This window comes from Terrisporobacter hibernicus (genome assembly GCF_020809405.1).
Taxonomy (GTDB): domain Bacteria; phylum Bacillota; class Clostridia; order Peptostreptococcales; family Peptostreptococcaceae; genus Terrisporobacter; species Terrisporobacter petrolearius.
The window spans coordinates 2,686,359-2,703,046 of sequence record NZ_CP081135.1 but is presented as its reverse complement, the minus strand read 5'-3'; the positions used below and the strand labels follow the sequence as shown (position 1 = coordinate 2,703,046).

General features: G+C 29.6%; 14 protein-coding genes. 1 reads left to right on the top strand and 13 read right to left on the bottom strand.

The genetic code is table 11. From position 1 onward, the window contains the following. Window positions 1–129 precede the first annotated feature (129 nt). From dnaJ to gpr, 13 genes are all read right to left on the bottom strand, one after another. Window positions 130–1,290, bottom strand: coding sequence for a molecular chaperone DnaJ (gene dnaJ / locus JW646_RS13135; RefSeq protein WP_074914838.1), 1,161 nt, complete (start codon window positions 1,288–1,290; stop codon window positions 130–132). Window positions 1,291–1,422: 132 nt separating this feature from the next. Then, entirely contained in the window at window positions 1,423–3,252 is a 1,830-nt protein-coding gene (dnaK, locus tag JW646_RS13130; protein ID WP_228415410.1) for a molecular chaperone DnaK, read from the bottom strand. A 57-nt stretch (window positions 3,253–3,309) separates the two neighbouring features. After that, window positions 3,310–3,906: a nucleotide exchange factor GrpE gene (grpE, locus tag JW646_RS13125; RefSeq protein WP_228415409.1), complete on the bottom strand. Its 597-nt coding sequence runs from the start codon at window positions 3,904–3,906 to the stop codon at window positions 3,310–3,312. 17 nt (window positions 3,907–3,923) lie between these two features. Beyond that, complete coding sequence (gene hrcA / locus JW646_RS13120; RefSeq protein ID WP_074914834.1) at window positions 3,924–4,955, bottom strand: heat-inducible transcriptional repressor HrcA; 1,032 nt, start codon at window positions 4,953–4,955, stop codon at window positions 3,924–3,926. Between the two features lie 115 nt (window positions 4,956–5,070). Further along, entirely contained in the window at window positions 5,071–6,201 is a 1,131-nt protein-coding gene (hemW, locus tag JW646_RS13115; protein ID WP_074914832.1) for a radical SAM family heme chaperone HemW, read from the bottom strand. 145 nt (window positions 6,202–6,346) lie between these two features. Further along, window positions 6,347–7,966: a gamma-glutamyltransferase gene (locus JW646_RS13110; protein WP_148556107.1), complete on the bottom strand. Its 1,620-nt coding sequence runs from the start codon at window positions 7,964–7,966 to the stop codon at window positions 6,347–6,349. A gap of 122 nt (window positions 7,967–8,088) precedes the next feature. After that, the gene (locus JW646_RS13105; protein WP_228415408.1) at window positions 8,089–9,426 is read right to left on the bottom strand and encodes a CapA family protein; all 1,338 of its coding nucleotides are present in this window, start codon (window positions 9,424–9,426) and stop codon (window positions 8,089–8,091) included. A gap of 10 nt (window positions 9,427–9,436) precedes the next feature. Beyond that, window positions 9,437–9,886, bottom strand: a complete 450-nt coding sequence (gene pgsC, locus JW646_RS13100) for a poly-gamma-glutamate biosynthesis protein PgsC (RefSeq protein ID WP_074914828.1) — start codon at window positions 9,884–9,886, stop codon at window positions 9,437–9,439. 17 nt (window positions 9,887–9,903) lie between these two features. Next, window positions 9,904–11,178 (bottom strand): poly-gamma-glutamate synthase PgsB, encoded by a 1,275-nt coding sequence (gene pgsB / locus JW646_RS13095; RefSeq protein WP_206924227.1) that lies wholly within the window; start codon window positions 11,176–11,178, stop codon window positions 9,904–9,906. A 745-nt stretch (window positions 11,179–11,923) separates the two neighbouring features. Further along, window positions 11,924–13,726, bottom strand: coding sequence for a translation elongation factor 4 (gene lepA, locus JW646_RS13090; RefSeq protein ID WP_074914824.1), 1,803 nt, complete (start codon window positions 13,724–13,726; stop codon window positions 11,924–11,926). A 183-nt stretch (window positions 13,727–13,909) separates the two neighbouring features. Next, window positions 13,910–14,104, bottom strand: coding sequence for a hypothetical protein (locus JW646_RS13085; protein ID WP_074914822.1), 195 nt, complete (start codon window positions 14,102–14,104; stop codon window positions 13,910–13,912). 14 nt (window positions 14,105–14,118) lie between these two features. Continuing rightward, window positions 14,119–15,090, bottom strand: coding sequence for a stage II sporulation protein P (gene spoIIP / locus JW646_RS13080; RefSeq protein ID WP_228415407.1), 972 nt, complete (start codon window positions 15,088–15,090; stop codon window positions 14,119–14,121). A 15-nt stretch (window positions 15,091–15,105) separates the two neighbouring features. Beyond that, window positions 15,106–16,059, bottom strand: a complete 954-nt coding sequence (gene gpr, locus JW646_RS13075) for a GPR endopeptidase (protein ID WP_074914819.1) — start codon at window positions 16,057–16,059, stop codon at window positions 15,106–15,108. Window positions 16,060–16,332: 273 nt separating this feature from the next. Here gpr and rpsT point away from each other — a divergent pair, with 273 nt between their 5' ends. After that, complete coding sequence (rpsT, locus tag JW646_RS13070; protein WP_018591488.1) at window positions 16,333–16,599, top strand: 30S ribosomal protein S20; 267 nt, start codon at window positions 16,333–16,335, stop codon at window positions 16,597–16,599. The last annotated feature ends 89 nt before the right edge of the window (window positions 16,600–16,688 follow it).

Here is a 16,688-nt window from a genome sequence, read left to right as displayed (position 1 = left end):
TACTTTTTCATGAATTTTATTATATCATAATTATTCTCTTTTATAATATTGTTTTATACATATAATAGTCATAATCATATAAAAAATCCCTCCAATATGATTATAATTGGAAGGATTTTTTATATATTTTTACTTCTTTTTTAAATTTTTAAAGAAGCCATCTATTTTGTCACTTAAACTTTTTTGCCTTTCATGCACCTCTTCGCCACACTCTTTAGCAAATTGTCTTACTAGTTCTTTTTGTTTGTCATTAAGTTTTTTAGGTATCTCAACAGTTACTTTAACATATTGATCTCCTCTAACGTTAGATCTTAGTTTTGGTATACCCTTGCCTTTTAATCTAAATACTGTTCCTGTTTGAGTTCCTTCTGGAACTTGATATTGTACTTTTCCATCTAATGTAGGTACTTGTATTTCATCTCCAAGAGTAGCTTGGGCAAATGTTATAGGCATTTCTAGATAAACATCATAGCCTTCTCTTGTAAATAGTTGATGAACATTTACACTTACTTCAATGTATAAGTCTCCTCTTGGTCCACCTCTAGTTCCAAGTTCACCTTGACCAGAAAGTTTAATCATTTGACCTTCATCTATACCTGCTGGTATGTCAACTTCTATAGTCTTAGTTTTTCTTATACTTCCTTTTCCATGGCATTTGCTGCATGGAGAATCGATAACTTCCCCTTCACCATTACATGTAGCACATGTTCTTGTGCTTGCTATATTACCAAAAGGAGTTCTTTGAACTGATTGTACTTGACCGCTACCATTACAAGTAGGACAAGTTTTCTTTGAAGTTCCTGGTTTTGCACCACTTCCATGACATTCATCACATTCTTCACTTCTATTAATTTTAACTTGAACTTTCTTACCAAAAGCAGCTTCTTCGAAAGATATATTTATTCTTTGTCTTATGTCCGCTCCACGTTCAGGACCTCTTCTTCTTGGTCTTCCACCACCGAAGCCTCCGCCAAACATATCGCCAAATATGTCTCCAAATATGTCATCAAATCCACCAAATCCTTGGCCGCCGAAACCTCCAGCACCGCCAAATCCTTGGCCATTTACACCTTCATGACCAAATTGATCATAATTATTTCTCTTAGTTTCATCTGATAATACTTCATAAGCTTCATTTATTTCTTTGAATTTTTCTTCCGCTTCTTTGTCACCTGGGTTTTTATCTGGGTGATATTTCATTGCTAATTTTCTATAAGCCTTCTTTATCTCCGTTGCATCCGCACTTTTGCCCACGCCTAAGACATCATAGTAGTCTCTTTTAGTACTCAAGTTTTGTCACCACCTTTATATTACAAAACAATAGCTTGTAGAATATTAAACTACAAGCTATTATTAATTGTTTTAAACAGATTAATATCCTTAATTTATTATACACAATCTGTATGTTTTTGCAATTAAATCTTATACTTCTTTAAAATCTGCATCTACTACATCATCATTTGATTGATTTTCTTGTGCTTGCTCTCCACCTTGAGCTCCTTGTTCAGCTTGAGCTTGTTGATACATTTGCTCTGAAACTTTGTGGAATTTGTTCATTACTTCATCTATTGCAGCTTTTATTTCTTCAGCTGTAGAAGCTTCTTTATCTTTTACTTCTTTTAATGAAGCAATAGCAGTTTCTATTGCAGATTTATCATCAGAACTTACTTTATCACCAAGTTCATTTAAAGTTTTTTCTGTTTGATATATAGTTGAATCAGCTTGGTTAAGAGCTTCTATTTTATCTTTTTTAGCTTTATCAGCTTCAGCATTCATTTCAGCTTCTTTAACTTTCTTTTCTATTTCGTCTTCACTTAAATTAGTTCCTGAAGTTATAGTAACCTTTTGTTCTTTTCCAGTTCCTAAATCCTTAGCAGTAACGTGAACTATACCGTTAGCATCTATATCGAAAGTAACTTCTATTTGAGGTATTCCTCTTGGTGCTGGTGGTATTTCAGATAATTGGAATCTACCTAAAGTAGTATTGTCGTAAGACATACTTCTTTCACCTTGAAGAACATGTATGTCAACAGCAGTTTGGTTATCTGCAGCAGTTGAGAATACTTGTGATTTCTTAGTTGGTATAGTAGTATTTCTTTCTATTATTTTTGTCATTACGTTACCCATAGTTTCTATTCCTAGAGATAATGGAGTTACGTCTAATAATAATAAGTCGTTAACTTCACCAGTTAATACACCAGCTTGTATAGCAGCACCAGCAGCAACACATTCGTCTGGGTTTATACCTTTGTGAGGTTCTTTTCCTATGAATTTCTTAACAGCATCTTGAACAGCTGGTATTCTTGTAGATCCACCTACTAATAATACATCGTCTATTTCTGATACAGAAAGTCCAGCATCAGATAAAGCTCTCTTAGTTGGTTCCATAGTTTTTTCTACTAAACCATGAGTTAATTCATCAAACTTAGCTCTAGATAAATCAATATTCATATGCTTTGGTCCACTTGCAGTAGCTGTTATGAATGGTAAGTTTATGTTTGTTGTCATTGTTGAAGATAATTCTTTTTTAGCTTTTTCAGCAGCTTCTTTTAATCTTTGAAGAGCCATACCGTCTTGTCTTAAGTCAACACCTTCAACTTTTTTGAATTCTTCAGCTAAATAATCTATTACAACTTTATCAAAGTCATCTCCACCTAATCTGTTGTTACCAGCAGTAGCTAAAACTTCAAAAGTACCATCACCTATTTCAAGTATAGATACGTCAAAAGTACCTCCACCTAAGTCAAATACTAATATTTTCTTATCTTGATCTAATTTGTCCATACCGTATGCAAGAGCTGCTGCAGTTGGCTCGTTTATTATTCTCTTAACTTCTAATCCTGCTATTCTACCAGCATCTTTAGTTGCTTGTCTTTGAGCATCTGTAAAGTAAGCTGGAACTGTTATAACAGCTTCTTTAACTGGTTGACCTAAGTAACTTTCAGCATCAGCTTTTAATTTTTGAAGTGTTATAGCTGATATTTCTTGTGGTGTATATGATTTTCCTTCTATGTTAACTTTGTAATCTGTACCCATATGAGTTTTTATAGATATTACTGTGTTATCAGCATTTGTTACTGCTTGTCTTTTTGCAGGCTCCCCTACTATTCTTTCTCCGTCTTTTGTGAAAGCAACTACAGATGGAGTAGTTCTCATACCTTCATTATTTGCTATTATTTGTGGTTCTCCATTTTCTAAAACAGCAACACATGAGTTTGTTGTTCCTAAATCTATTCCTATTACTTTTGACATAATTCATATCCTCCTTAATTCTTCATCTATTTAAATTTTAATAATTTGTTATTTTAATTAACAAGAAACTTTAACCATTGTAGGTCTTATTACTTTCGTGTTTAACTTATAACCTTTTTGTAGTACCATTACCACTTTATTTGGTTCTACTCCTTCTATGCTTTCTTGCATTACAGCTAAATGTAAATTTGGGTCAAAATCTTCATTTAGTGCACTGATTTCTTCAACCTCAAACTTTTCTAAACAGTCTATTAACTGTTTATGTACAAGTTCAATACCTTTGTACATATCATTTTCTTTATCTGCACAAGCATCCATAGCTCTTTCCATGCTGTCAATAACAGGTATTAACTCTGTAATTATTTTTTCATTGGCAAATATACCTATAGTTTGCTTTTCTTCTTGAGTTCTTCTCATATAATTAGAGTACTCAGCTTGAAGTCTTAGATATTTGTCCTCTTTTTCTTCTACTTGTTTTTCAAGTTCTTCTATTGTGTCATTTATTCTTTTTTCTTCTAACTTAGAGTTTATATCTGTTAAATTCTCTTCACACGTAGCTTCTTCTACATTTTCTTCAGATGTTTGCCTTACTTCCTCTTCATTAGAAGTGCAATTTTCTTGTATTTTTTCATCCTGATTCATGTTATTTTCCAAGATTCACACCCCTCAGCTTAAAATTTATTTGATTTATTATTTAATAATATATTCATATAATTTATTATAGAATATATTCTAGAATAATCCATTCTTGTTGGTCCTATGAAACTTATACGCCCAATCAAATCTTTATCTACTTTATAGGTTGCTGTTACAACGCTACATTCTTGAGCTTGTTCACAATCATTATCGCTACCAATAATAATTGTGGCATTATCCTTTAATATACCCTTTGACTTAACTATTTTAGCAATTGTTTCTTTCGTTCCTAACATATCTAAAAAAGACCTGGCCTTTAGCATGTCATTAAATTCTGGATAATTGAAAATATTAGTAGCTCCATTTAAAGTCATCGAAAGCTCTTCCTCAGTAGGATTTGTATTTAACATATTAAGTAATTGGTCTATTATAGATGAATATTCGCCAATTTCATATTTTATATATGCTATTAATCTATCATCTATTTCTGTTATAGTTTTGCCAGAAAGCTTTCTAGTTAAATTATCAGAAATTAAATTCAACTTAGCTTGATCTAAATCAATTTTAGCACTTAAGCTGGATTTTTTTATATCGCCTTTTTCTGTAACTACTATTAATAAAATCTCACCTTCATGCATTCTAACCAATTGAATATGTTTAATTTCACTTAAAGTAGCCAAATGTTTTGTCATTGCAACTGTAGTATAGTTAGTAAGTTGAGATAACATTTTTGATGTTTCATGTATTAAGTCTTGAATATGATTCATGTTACCATCTACACATCTTTCAATCACCTCTTTATCACTATCACTAAGTTCTATAGTATTCATAAGAGAATTTACATATAGCTTATAGCCCTTTTCTGTAGGAATTCTTCCTGCAGATGTATAAGGTTGAACTAAGTATCCTAGTTCTTCTAAATCGGCCATTTCATTTCTAATAGTTGCTGCACTAACTCCAAGGTTATATTTTTTTGATATTGTTCTAGACCCTACAGCTTCAGCTGTTTCTATATAATCTTTAACTATTGCTTTGAGGATATTCATTTTTCTTTCATTTAATTCCATTTTCAAATACCTCCTTCGCTGTTAGCACTCACCAAATCCGAGTGCTAAAAAGATTATATATATTATATACCATGTTATTTTTTTATTGTCAATAGGTTTCAAATAATTTGTTTTCTTATTTTATAAATTCTACAAAAACACTGTTAGATATTTCTCTACCTTTTTGAGTTAATATCATCCCTTCATCACTAATTTCAATTAATTTCATTTTATTTAACTTATTAATTTCTTTTTCATATACTTCTTTAAAATCAATATTATATTTTTCATAAAAATCTATAAATTTTATACCTTCATTCATTCTTAAACCTAAAAATATACTTTCCTCTACCTTATCTTTAATACTTAATTTTTCTTCCCATTCTATAGGTTTTTTACCAGTATTTATTTCATTTTCATATTTTTTTAGTTCACACAAATTATTATATCTTGTATCATTTAAATATCCTGATGCTGATGCACCTAATCCAATGTAATTTTCACACTTCCAATATAAAATATTATGCTTACATTCAAATTCTTCTTTTGCATAATTAGATATTTCATATTGATTATATCCATGTGATTTTAAATAATTTATAGTATATTGGTACATTTCAATATCTGTTTCTTCATCTAATAGATCAAATTCTTTTCTCTTATACATCTTAAATAGCTCTGTATCTTCTTCTAGTATTAGAGAATATGCAGAAATATGAGTAGGGTTTAGTTTCACAATTTTTTCTAAAGACTCTATCCAATCTTTTTTGCTTTGATTTGGAAGAGCATACATAAGATCAATATTTATATTTTCAAATCCAACTTTTTTAGCTTGGTAGTAATTTTCTTCAAATTCTTCATATGTATGTATTCTTCCTATGTATTCTAGATGGTTATTTTGTACTGCTTGCAGACCAATACTTAATCTATTAACGCCACATTCTTTCATTATTTTTAATTTATTTAAAGTTAATGTACCAGGATTACATTCCATGGTTATTTCTGCATTATTTTTTATATTAAAATTATTTTTTATATTATCAAATAAGAACTTAATCTCATCTTGATTTAATATACTAGGTGTTCCACCTCCAATAAATATGGTATCAATTTCTTTGCCTCTTACTTCTTCTTTATAAAATTTCATTTCTTTTTGTAATGCATTTAAATATTTTCTTTTTTCATCCAAATTTAATTTATAGGAATTAAAATCACAATATTTACACTTTGATATACAAAAAGGAATATGTATGTATAAACCTAACATATATTTTCTCCTTAAATAATTTTTCTAGTTACTATATTATTACCCACTCATATATTTCATTATTTTATATTTTCTATTTATGTACACAAAAATATCCTACATGACAGATTCTAACCTCTATCATCTAGGATATATACATTTAAATTTATTTATTACTTATAGATACTTTTCCTGGTCTTCTTATATCAGAAGCTCCAATATATTTACCATTTTCTATTCCTGCAGCTTGAACAGCTCCAAAATATAATTTATCTTTAGATTTAATTACAGGATATTTAGTAGTGCTAATATCTATGATAGATTCATTGTTTTCATTATCTTCTGCTAATATTGTTCCTTTTGAATAGAAAGTAACCCTATTTTTATTTATTGATTCTTGTAAATCTTTTTCAAAATATAACTTATCAACTAAAATAGGCGCTAAAACCTTAACTATTCTATTTCCTCCAGGAGTTCCAATAGCCAACGTAAAGTCATCACCTTTCTTTACTATAGTAGGTGACGTAAATGTTCTAGGTTTTTTTCCTGGTGCATATTTATTAATACCACTCTTACCAAAGTTGCTCATTGTTCCATTTAGATAGAATCCATCCACTAATGTTTCTGATCCATAGAAATGACCTAGTGTATTAGTAGATGAAACCACCATACCATTTTTATCTACGATAGAAAAATGTGTTGTACTTTCAGATTCTTCATCATCTTGATATTTTACATTTCCCATATTAATCAGTGCTTTTATATTTTCTTCTGAAGTCATTGTTTTATAATCAATATTTGCAAAATCAGGGTCACCAATTTTTTTAACTCTTTCATATGTTGATAAGTCAGTAGCTGTATTAAGAGCATCTAAATAATTATTAGCATCTTTTAAATCTTTATCTTTACCAAGTTGTTCAATTATTTCCATAGTTTGAATTAAAGTTGCCCCTGAGAAAGGTGCTGGTGCAGAAACTACATTGTATCCATTAAAATTACCAGAAATAGGTTCTACAACATCTACTTTATAGCTCTTCATATCATCAACAGTTAAAACTGATTTTTTAGATATATTAGTAGCTATAACATCTTCATAAAAACCTTTAGCACCATTAGACTTAATATATTCCAATGTTTCTGCTAAGTCTTGTTGAACTAGATTCTCACCTTTTTTTATTAATTGTCCATTACTCACATATGCACTATTGTTCATAAGTGTTGCTGAATATACATTTATAACTTTCTCTAACTCTTCATCAACTTTAAAGCCATTTTTAGCTAGATTTATTGATGGTTGAATTAAGTCTTTAAATTCCATACTTCCGTAATCTTTAAATACTTTTTCCATACCAGCTACAAATCCAGGTACTCCAACATTACTTTTTTTAGTACTCTGAGATAAAGGCGCTATATCTTTATAATCATAGAATTTATATTCGTCAGCAGATGGATTGTATATAAGCATGCCTCCGCCTCCTCCAATTCCAGATCCATAGGGTTCTACAACTCCTAAAGCATAAGAAACTGCAACTGCAGCATCCACTGCATTTCCGCCTTTTGCTAGAATTTCTTCTCCCACTTGTGTAGCCAATTCATTAGATGTACTTATACTATAAGAATATTTAGAGTTAATTTTAGATAAACTATTATTGTTTAACACATTCTTTTTAATATAGAAACCACCAACTATAGATATTATTAATATAAATATAGCTAATACTTTTAAAGTTTTCATTCTTTTCTTTTTCGTTTTCATCTTTTTATTTTTACTATACTTCTTACTCATACATAACTTCCTTTTTCATATGATTTTTTCCCCGTTAACTTAAATTTACTTATGATCGATATTGCTAATATCCGTAATGTATTTATGTTTAAATGGTATATATATAGTAGTTCTTATTGAGATTATTGTAAAGTATTTTGTTGTGTTTGTTCTAAATTATTTTGTTGTGTTTGTTGTGTTTGTTCTAAATTATTTTGTTGCGTTTGTTGTGTTTGTTCTAAATTATTTTGTTGCGTTTGTTGTGTTTGTTCTAAATTATTTTGTTGTGTTTGTTGCTGCAAAATACCATCTTGCGTTTGTTCTACATTTTCTTTTTTAGTAATATCTGTTTTAATAATATTTTTTAATGTTAATGTATCTCCTGTCACCTCATACTTAGACTTATCCAAGTCTTTAATTAGAGTTGCAAATATTCTTTTTTGATAAAACTTATTAGTAGTTGGTACAGGATATCCATTTACTATCCTTACTGGAACTACTTCAAAAGTACCCTCACCTTTTTCGTTAATATAGTAGTTTAACACCATACTATCTTTTGTTCTAGTCCAACCTTGATCAAATACAAAGTTACCCATACTGTAGAATATAATTCCGTCTTTATATGTTTGTATAGGTTGTAATACGTGAGGATGTGATCCTATAATCACATCTGCTCCAGCATCAATTAATGACTTTGCAATTTTTTCTTGTGCCTCACTCTGACCAACACCATACTCAACGCCCCAGTGTAGATTAACTACTACTAAGTCGGCTTTTTGAGATGCTTCATACACTAGTTTATTATAACCAGGATACATAGTTGATAATATACCTGCTTCTGTTCTGCTCGCACTGAAGTCTTTTGGTACTATATCACTTATACCTAAAGTTGCAACTTTTATACCATTGACTTCTTGAATATCGTAAGTAGCAGCATCATCTCTATTCTTTCCAGCACCAACATATTTTAGTCCTGCAGATTTAACAGCATTGATAGTACTTGTTACCCCATCCCTGCCAAAATCACCTAAGTGATTGTTAGCTAAATTAGCCATTGTAAATCCATTTTTCTTTAAAAGATTTGAAACTTTTGTTTCTGCATATAAATGAATTTCTTTGTCACTTTTCTGAAAATCATCTGGATTATCAAGTAAAGCACTTTCTACATTTCCTGAAACATATTGTGAATCTTTCCATAAATATGATACATCTTTAAACACACTTTCATAATTATCTAATTCACTTTTAATTTTAACTGATCTTCCCAGCATCATGTCTCCAACAAAGGTAAATTGAGCTAACTTATTATCCGAATAGTTAAGTTTAAGTTTTTCATTATTACTATTTGCGTATACAAAAGTTGATCCAAAAACTATACTTGCAAGTAAAAATATTATTATTAATGTTTTTTTGCTTGTAATTTTAGGTTGATTTTTAATTTTTATTTGTAATCGATCTTTAAATGTTAATTTATTTTTCATAAACTTCTCCTTACACTAAATATAAAATTTGCATTAATGCAAATACAAATCCAGTCATTAAAAGTGTAGATATTACTGTAAGTTTTATTCCTTGTCTTGAGTAAGAATTTGCCAATAACGCTGGTACTATTACTCCTATCCCTCTAAATTCAAAAGTAGGGAATGGTGTTAATGGATATGCGAATTCAAATACTAACTTTAACACAATCGCTATAATTAATGTAGCTGTAAATTTTCTTTTCCCATACAAGATTACAAACTTAGGTAAAACAAAATTAACAAGCCAATATGTTATAAACGAAACTAAAAATATTAATGCTAATGTTATAGGCGAATCAAATACTAAAGCCAAATAACTGGCTGCTATTAATCCCCCTGGCGTAATTCCCGTCTTTTCAGTGAATAACAAAGTACTTGCTACTCCTATTATTAATGCCATATAAAAATCTGTAATAAACATATGTGTCCTGTCTCCTCCTAAAAATTACTACTTCTATATTTCTTTATATACGCTCTGATACTTATATTGTTATTTACTTCTTCATGCTCATCTGTATGAATATATATATTACACATCTTTTGTAATAATATTTCAGCTTGTCCATGTATATTTCCGATACCATAAATAACTCTATTATGCATCATTCCATGTAATTCATCAATTACTTCATCAACTTCATAATCTGATAAATCTATATACTCTTTTATATTACTTAATCTTCCATCTTCAATTGCATTTTGTATACATTCTATTCCCTCTCCTATACCTATTAAAGTGGTATTTTTTAAATAAGGGAAACAGTCATCAACAAACTGATTAGTTCTATCTATTCTATCTTCTCTTCCATTAAAAAGAACTATTGGATTTTCTGTATTCGGTATAGTATCCTTTATTCTATCCCATATTGCAAGTGTTGATTCAGGCTCATTAGCTGCAAAACCATTTACAAAATTACTTACATTATCCCCACATTCTATAGGGTTAATAGTAGCTGCTCCTGGATCTGGATGTGCATTTAACATACCTTCAAAAGCTGTTTCTGCATCTATATCTAGTATTTCTGCCACAGCTAATGCTAAAGATATATTATCTTCAAATATTGTATATTTAAACTTTTTAACAAGTCCTTCTGGTATTTTTGAGTTATCTGCAACAACAAGTTTTGTTTTTCTTTGTTTACAGATTTCTTCAAAATATTTTACATAAGGTCCATTGTCAACTACTAAATATCCATTGTATGGTATAGTTGAAGAAAATGCTAAAGCAATTTCATCTGTTGTTGGTCCCATAACATCTAAGTGGTCTTCCAAAACATTAACTATAACTGTAATATTTGATTTAAAAATATCATTTTGATACACTGATTGATATTCAGGTCTCACGGCCATACACTCACATACTAAAGCTTCTGCACCAACTTCTCTTGCTTTATCTATAACTTGAATTTGCTCTTTAATATTCGCTCCTAAAAGATTACGCTTAATAACGTCTTCATCTTTTTTGTTCCAATATATCATTCTTGGAGAAGTTCCTGTAGTTTTACCCACAACTTTATAATCTGCGTTACTCAAAACACCTGTTATTAATCTAGTCGCAGTTGACTTCCCACGTATACCATTTACATTAATTCTAAGGGGTATTTCCTTTAAATTTTCTTCATTCTTTTTCTTTTCCTTAATTCCTAAGTAAAGTAATATTGCCATATAAGCTACAATCACCAACAATTGTAATAATGTTATCTTATCAAACATACTCTCCTCCATAACTACTGTAACTTTGATTTTTTATCATTTTTTTGAAATATCTTTATTAGCCCCATAAAAACAACTCAGTAGTTCCACTATTCTCTTCTAAGTTCCTCAACAGCTTAATATTGCCCAGTCTTCATATTACTATGGTACACTCTAGCAAATAAATTTAACATTTTTAAATTTTATATTCTTTATTTTTGTAAAAGCAGGAAAAATACCTTCCTTATCTTTTATATTTAGCGACTCATCTCCTCTTCTTGTTTTTAAATAATAAAATTATAATATTTTATTATTTAGCTCATCTAGTAAGCTTTTTTTACTCACAATTTAACGAATCTTCATTTTTAAATATACATCTATTATCTATCACCACTATATTACTATATATGATTCTTTTAGGTCAATAGAACATTTTTTCCACAATATATTACAATATATTACAATAAAAAGCAAAAAAAATTAAGATGTATTTAAAAATTTTGCTAAAATTATTAGTATGTCATGAAAATTTTCATTTAAATACTACATTTAAAGCAATAAATCAATAATTTATTATATAATGTTTACTATCAAGTACCCATTATATAATAAATTACTTCATAACACAAAGAATATATTCAATATGTTATAATTTTCTTAAATTACAACTTACTCTCAATAAATTATATCTTTTATATTAAAAATAGTAATGCTTTATAAATAATACAACTGTTATAATGTTACTTTATCGTTAAATAACTTTCGATTATTCGTCTAACTTAAGAACTGACATAAATGCTTTTTGTGGCACTTCTACACTACCAATTTGTCTCATACGCTTCTTACCTTCTTTTTGTTTTTCAAGAAGTTTCTTCTTACGAGATATATCTCCACCGTAACATTTAGCAAGTACGTCTTTTCTAAGAGCACTGATTGTTTCTCTAGCTACTATTTTATTTCCAACAGCTGCTTGTATAGGAACAGCAAATTGATGTCTTGGTATTTCATTTTTAAGTTTTTCACACATTGCCTTACCTCTAGAGTATGCTTTACTTTCGTGAACTATAAAACTAAGTGCATCAACTTGTTCTTTATTTATTAATATATCTAACTTGACAAGTTGAGAAGGAACATATCCCTTCATTTCATAATCTAAAGATCCATAACCTCTAGTTCTAGATTTTAATGCATCAAAGAAATCATATACAACTTCATTTAGAGGTAAATCATAATGAAGCATAACTCTTTTCTCATCTATATATTCCATGTGTAACATTGTTCCACGTCTTTCTTGACATAGCTCCATAACTATTCCAACAAAATCTTTCGGTGCTATGATATCAGCTTTTACTATTGGCTCTTCTATCATCCTTATTTCTGAAACCTCTGGCAGGTTTGCAGGGTTTTGTACCATAACAACTTCTTCATCATTTTTAGTAACTCTATATATAACTGAAGGAGCTGTTGTAACTAAATTCAGATTAAATTCTCTTTCTAATCTTTCCTGTATTATTTCAAGATGTAGTAATCCTAAGAATCCACATCTAAAACCAAATCCTAAAGCCGCAGAAGTTTCTGGCTCAAACTCAAGAGCAGCATCATTTACTTGTAATTTTTCTAAGCAATCTCTTACATTTTCGTATTTTTCGCCTTCACCTGGATAAATACCACAATAAACCATTGGAGTTGCTTTTTTATATCCTTCTAAAGCTTCTTGTGTTTTATTGTTAGCATCAGTAATAGTGTCACCTACGTGACAACTTCTTATATCCTTTATACTTGCTGCTATATATCCAACATCACCAGCTGATAAACTGTCTAGTTCCGTTGCCCCTGGAGCCATAACTCCAACTTCTGTTACTTCGAATTTCTTCTTAGTATTCATCATTTCTATAGTCATACCTTTTTTAACTTCACCTTCAAATACTCTAACATAGGCTACAACACCCTTATAAGCATCATAGTATGAATCAAATATTAAAGCTTTTAATGGTTTATTTATATCTCCAGTAGGAGCTGGTACGTTTGCAACTATATCTTCTAATACATCTTGTATATTTAAACCACTTTTTGCTGATATTAATGGTGCCTCACTTGCGTCAAGACCTATTATATCTTCAATTTCTTCTTTAACCTCATCTGGTCTAGCACTTGGTAGATCTATTTTATTTATTACTGGTAATATTTCTAGATCTTGATCTAGAGCTAAATATACATTAGCTAAAGTTTGAGCTTCCACACCTTGAGCGGCATCTACTACAAGTAACGCCCCCTCACATGCTGCTAAACTTCTTGATACTTCATAGTTAAAGTCCACGTGACCTGGAGTATCTATAAGATTTAAATAATATTCATTTCCATCCTTAGCCTTATATATTAACCTTACATTTTGCAGTTTGATAGTGATTCCTCTTTCTCTTTCTAAGTCCATGTTATCCAATAACTGACTTTTCATTTCTCTATCACTTACTAAACCTGTATACTGTATTAATCTATCAGCTAAGGTAGACTTACCATGATCTATATGAGCAATTATACTGAAATTTCTAGTTCTATTTTGTTTGTCCACCGTTATTCCTCCTTAATAAGTTCTTATCATAGACTTTATTTTATAATATATCTGCTTTTATGTAAATAAGTAGTATATAACAAAAAAATAAGACTTGTTTTTTAAGTCTTATTTTTTCTATTATTTTGGTTTGTTTTTGAAATTTGTATTCTTTAATATTATATAGAGATTAAATATTATAGTTTAAAATATATTCATTATATACTTTATAATATTATTTTTACTATCATTATCTAATACTTCATTAATTCTATAATCTACTAGTAGTACGCTCGCCGTAGCAATTGCTAGCATCATAAACATAAATACAAATCTACAAATTGTTTTATATTTTTTTTTAGAACATTTTTCTTTTTTAGATTTTTCTAAACGACTCATAATTTATACACCAATTATTTCATATTTGAATAATACTCATCAAGTATTTCTGCCAGATATTTACATGTAGCTTGAGCTTCTTTTGTACTTGTTGCATTATTACCTATTTCTATTAATAATCCATTATCTGCCATATACTGATTAAATCTACCATATTGTTTTGTAACTACTGGACAGACTAATCCTGGATATTTTTTTTCAGCTAAAGCTGTAATCTCTTGTGCCTGTCTCTTTAATTCTCCCACATTTTGATTTCTCTGACCAACTACTAAGAAAAACTTCGCAACAGTTTCTCCATTTATTTTAGTTGTATACTTATCATGTACTGATTTTTTAGCCTGCGCAGTACTTACACTTTGCCCGTCTCTATGTAAATCTATACTTACCTTAATAGAATTATACTTAGATAGTATAGACTTCATTGTCTTGGCACTAGATGCATAAGCATCATTATAAGATAAGTCATTATACTTAGTAGTATGAACTACACCCCATCCCTTTTCTGATAACGATGTAGATAAAATACTTCCTACAGACATAACCGAATGCTCTATATCTGTTGAGTGATAGTTATTCTTTGGTGAATCGGAGTAAGTTTCACTACTATGAGTATGATAGATAAGCATTTGTGGCTTGTCCTTTGTTACTCTTATATCATTAGTGTAACTTGAATCAATAACATTACTAGTTTCTTTAGATTTTTTTTCCTCTTTTGATTCTGGCTTATTTTCCTCGCCAACATAAACATTAACATATTCTTTGTCATCTTTACTATTTGTATTGCTTTTTATATTATCTGTAGATTTCGAGTTATCATCAGAATCTTTATTATCCTTATCTTCTTTGTCTATCACTTTTACTTCAGGATAAGATGACTTCACCAAATATTTTAATATATCTTCTTTATCTAACGCTTGAGAAATAGTAGGCAAAATACAAACTATTAAAAATCCAATTTTTATAGCTTTTATTTTATTTTTAATCATTAAAATTCCTCCTTATTACGAAGTTCTTCCTGGATGAAGAGACCTATTTAGTCCTTCACTAATTATTATTGATAGATTTTCTATAGTTTCATCTATGTCCTTAGGAGTAACAATTAAGTTTTTGTCATAAGGATCTAGAGAGTCTTTAATTAGTTGATACTTTTCTTCTTCCTGTAGTTTTTGAAGCATTTTATAAAATACTTCCCCTTCATCAGATTGTTCCATTAAATTATTCACTGCCATGTCTAGTACGTCACTAGTTAAAGTAGCCGCATCAACTACAGTTGGTACACCTATAGCTATAACATCTACTCCCAAGTATTCTTTATTCAGAGCCTTTCTTTTGTTACCTACTCCTCCACCTGGAGATATACCTGCTGTAGATATTTGTATTGTAGAATTTACTCTGTCCATTTTTCTTGAGGCAAGTGCATCTATTGCTACTACTCTATCTGGTTTAATAATATCTACTATTGCTTTAACAGTTTCGCTAGTTTCTATTCCAGTTATGCCCATAACTCCTGGGCTCAGCGCAGCAACCTCTGCAAAATCGTCATCATAATCCTTATTGTAGTTTTTAAATATATGACGTGTTACAAGAGTTTTTGATACTGATTTTGGGCCTAATGCATCAGATGTTATATTCCAGTTGCCAAGTCCAATTACTAAAGTTTTTTTATGTTCCTCTGAGCCAAAAATATCTTTAAGTTCCTTAGCCAAATAATTTATTATTTGTTCTCTTGATTCATCATCATCATATTTCATCAATTTACTTTCTAACGTTACGTACGTTCCAATTCCTTTATTCATTATTTGAGAGCCTTGCTCATTTAATACTTCTACTTTTGTAACTACACAGTCATCAAGTTGTTTGTTTGTTGTTTTAACTCCTGGTATTTCACTACTATTACTGCTTTCTTCTATTATCTCTCTTGCTTCTAGAGCTAGGTCAGTTCTAATTTTTATCATAGTTTCCTCCAGTATTCAATAAAATGATATTATTGATTATTGACAGGTGCTAACATTTTAAACATTATTTATTATTTTTTATTACTTTTATGAATAAATAAATCTATTATTGTGAAATATTTTTATATGTGATAAAGTAAGTCATGCACGAAAAAAACAGTTAACAAATTATATTTAACTAATAAATATTAACTCTTGATTTTTATATTTATTTCTGTTAAAATCTAATATGTTGACGATGAGAATAATTATATTTACGAGGAGGTGTTTTTCGTGGCAAACATAAAATCAGCTAAAAAGAGAATAAAAGTTATCGATAAGAAAACTGCTTTAAACAAAGCTAGAAAATCTCAGTTAAAAACTGCTATAAGAAGATTCGATGAAGCTGTTACTGCAGGTAACGTTGAAGAAGCTACAGCTAGATTCCAATACGCTCAAAAGAGAATATATCAAGTAGCATCAAAAGGAACTATACACAAAAACGCTGCAGCTAGAAAAGTTGCTAAATTAGCTCAAAAATTAAACGCAATGAACGCATAGTAACAGTTTAATTTTTATAAATTTAAACCCTTGATTTTATATCAAGGGTTTTTTATTGCTTTAATTTAATATTATCTTACTACCCCATC

Coding starts and splice junctions, on each gene's coding strand:
- dnaK (WP_228415410.1), bottom strand. CDS start 3,252: ATGTCAAAAGTAATAGGAATAGATTTAGGAACAACAAACTCATGTGTT.
- hrcA (WP_074914834.1), bottom strand. CDS start 4,955: ATGGAATTAAATGAAAGAAAAATGAATATCCTCAAAGCAATAGTTAAA.
- hemW (WP_074914832.1), bottom strand. CDS start 6,201: ATGTTAGGTTTATACATACATATTCCTTTTTGTATATCAAAGTGTAAA.
- JW646_RS13110 (WP_148556107.1), bottom strand. CDS start 7,966: ATGAGTAAGAAGTATAGTAAAAATAAAAAGATGAAAACGAAAAAGAAA.
- JW646_RS13105 (WP_228415408.1), bottom strand. CDS start 9,426: ATGAAAAATAAATTAACATTTAAAGATCGATTACAAATAAAAATTAAA.
- pgsC (WP_074914828.1), bottom strand. CDS start 9,886: ATGTTTATTACAGATTTTTATATGGCATTAATAATAGGAGTAGCAAGT.
- pgsB (WP_206924227.1), bottom strand. CDS start 11,178: ATGTTTGATAAGATAACATTATTACAATTGTTGGTGATTGTAGCTTAT.
- JW646_RS13085 (WP_074914822.1), bottom strand. CDS start 14,104: ATGAGTCGTTTAGAAAAATCTAAAAAAGAAAAATGTTCTAAAAAAAAA.
- spoIIP (WP_228415407.1), bottom strand. CDS start 15,090: ATGATTAAAAATAAAATAAAAGCTATAAAAATTGGATTTTTAATAGTT.
- gpr (WP_074914819.1), bottom strand. CDS start 16,059: ATGATAAAAATTAGAACTGACCTAGCTCTAGAAGCAAGAGAGATAATA.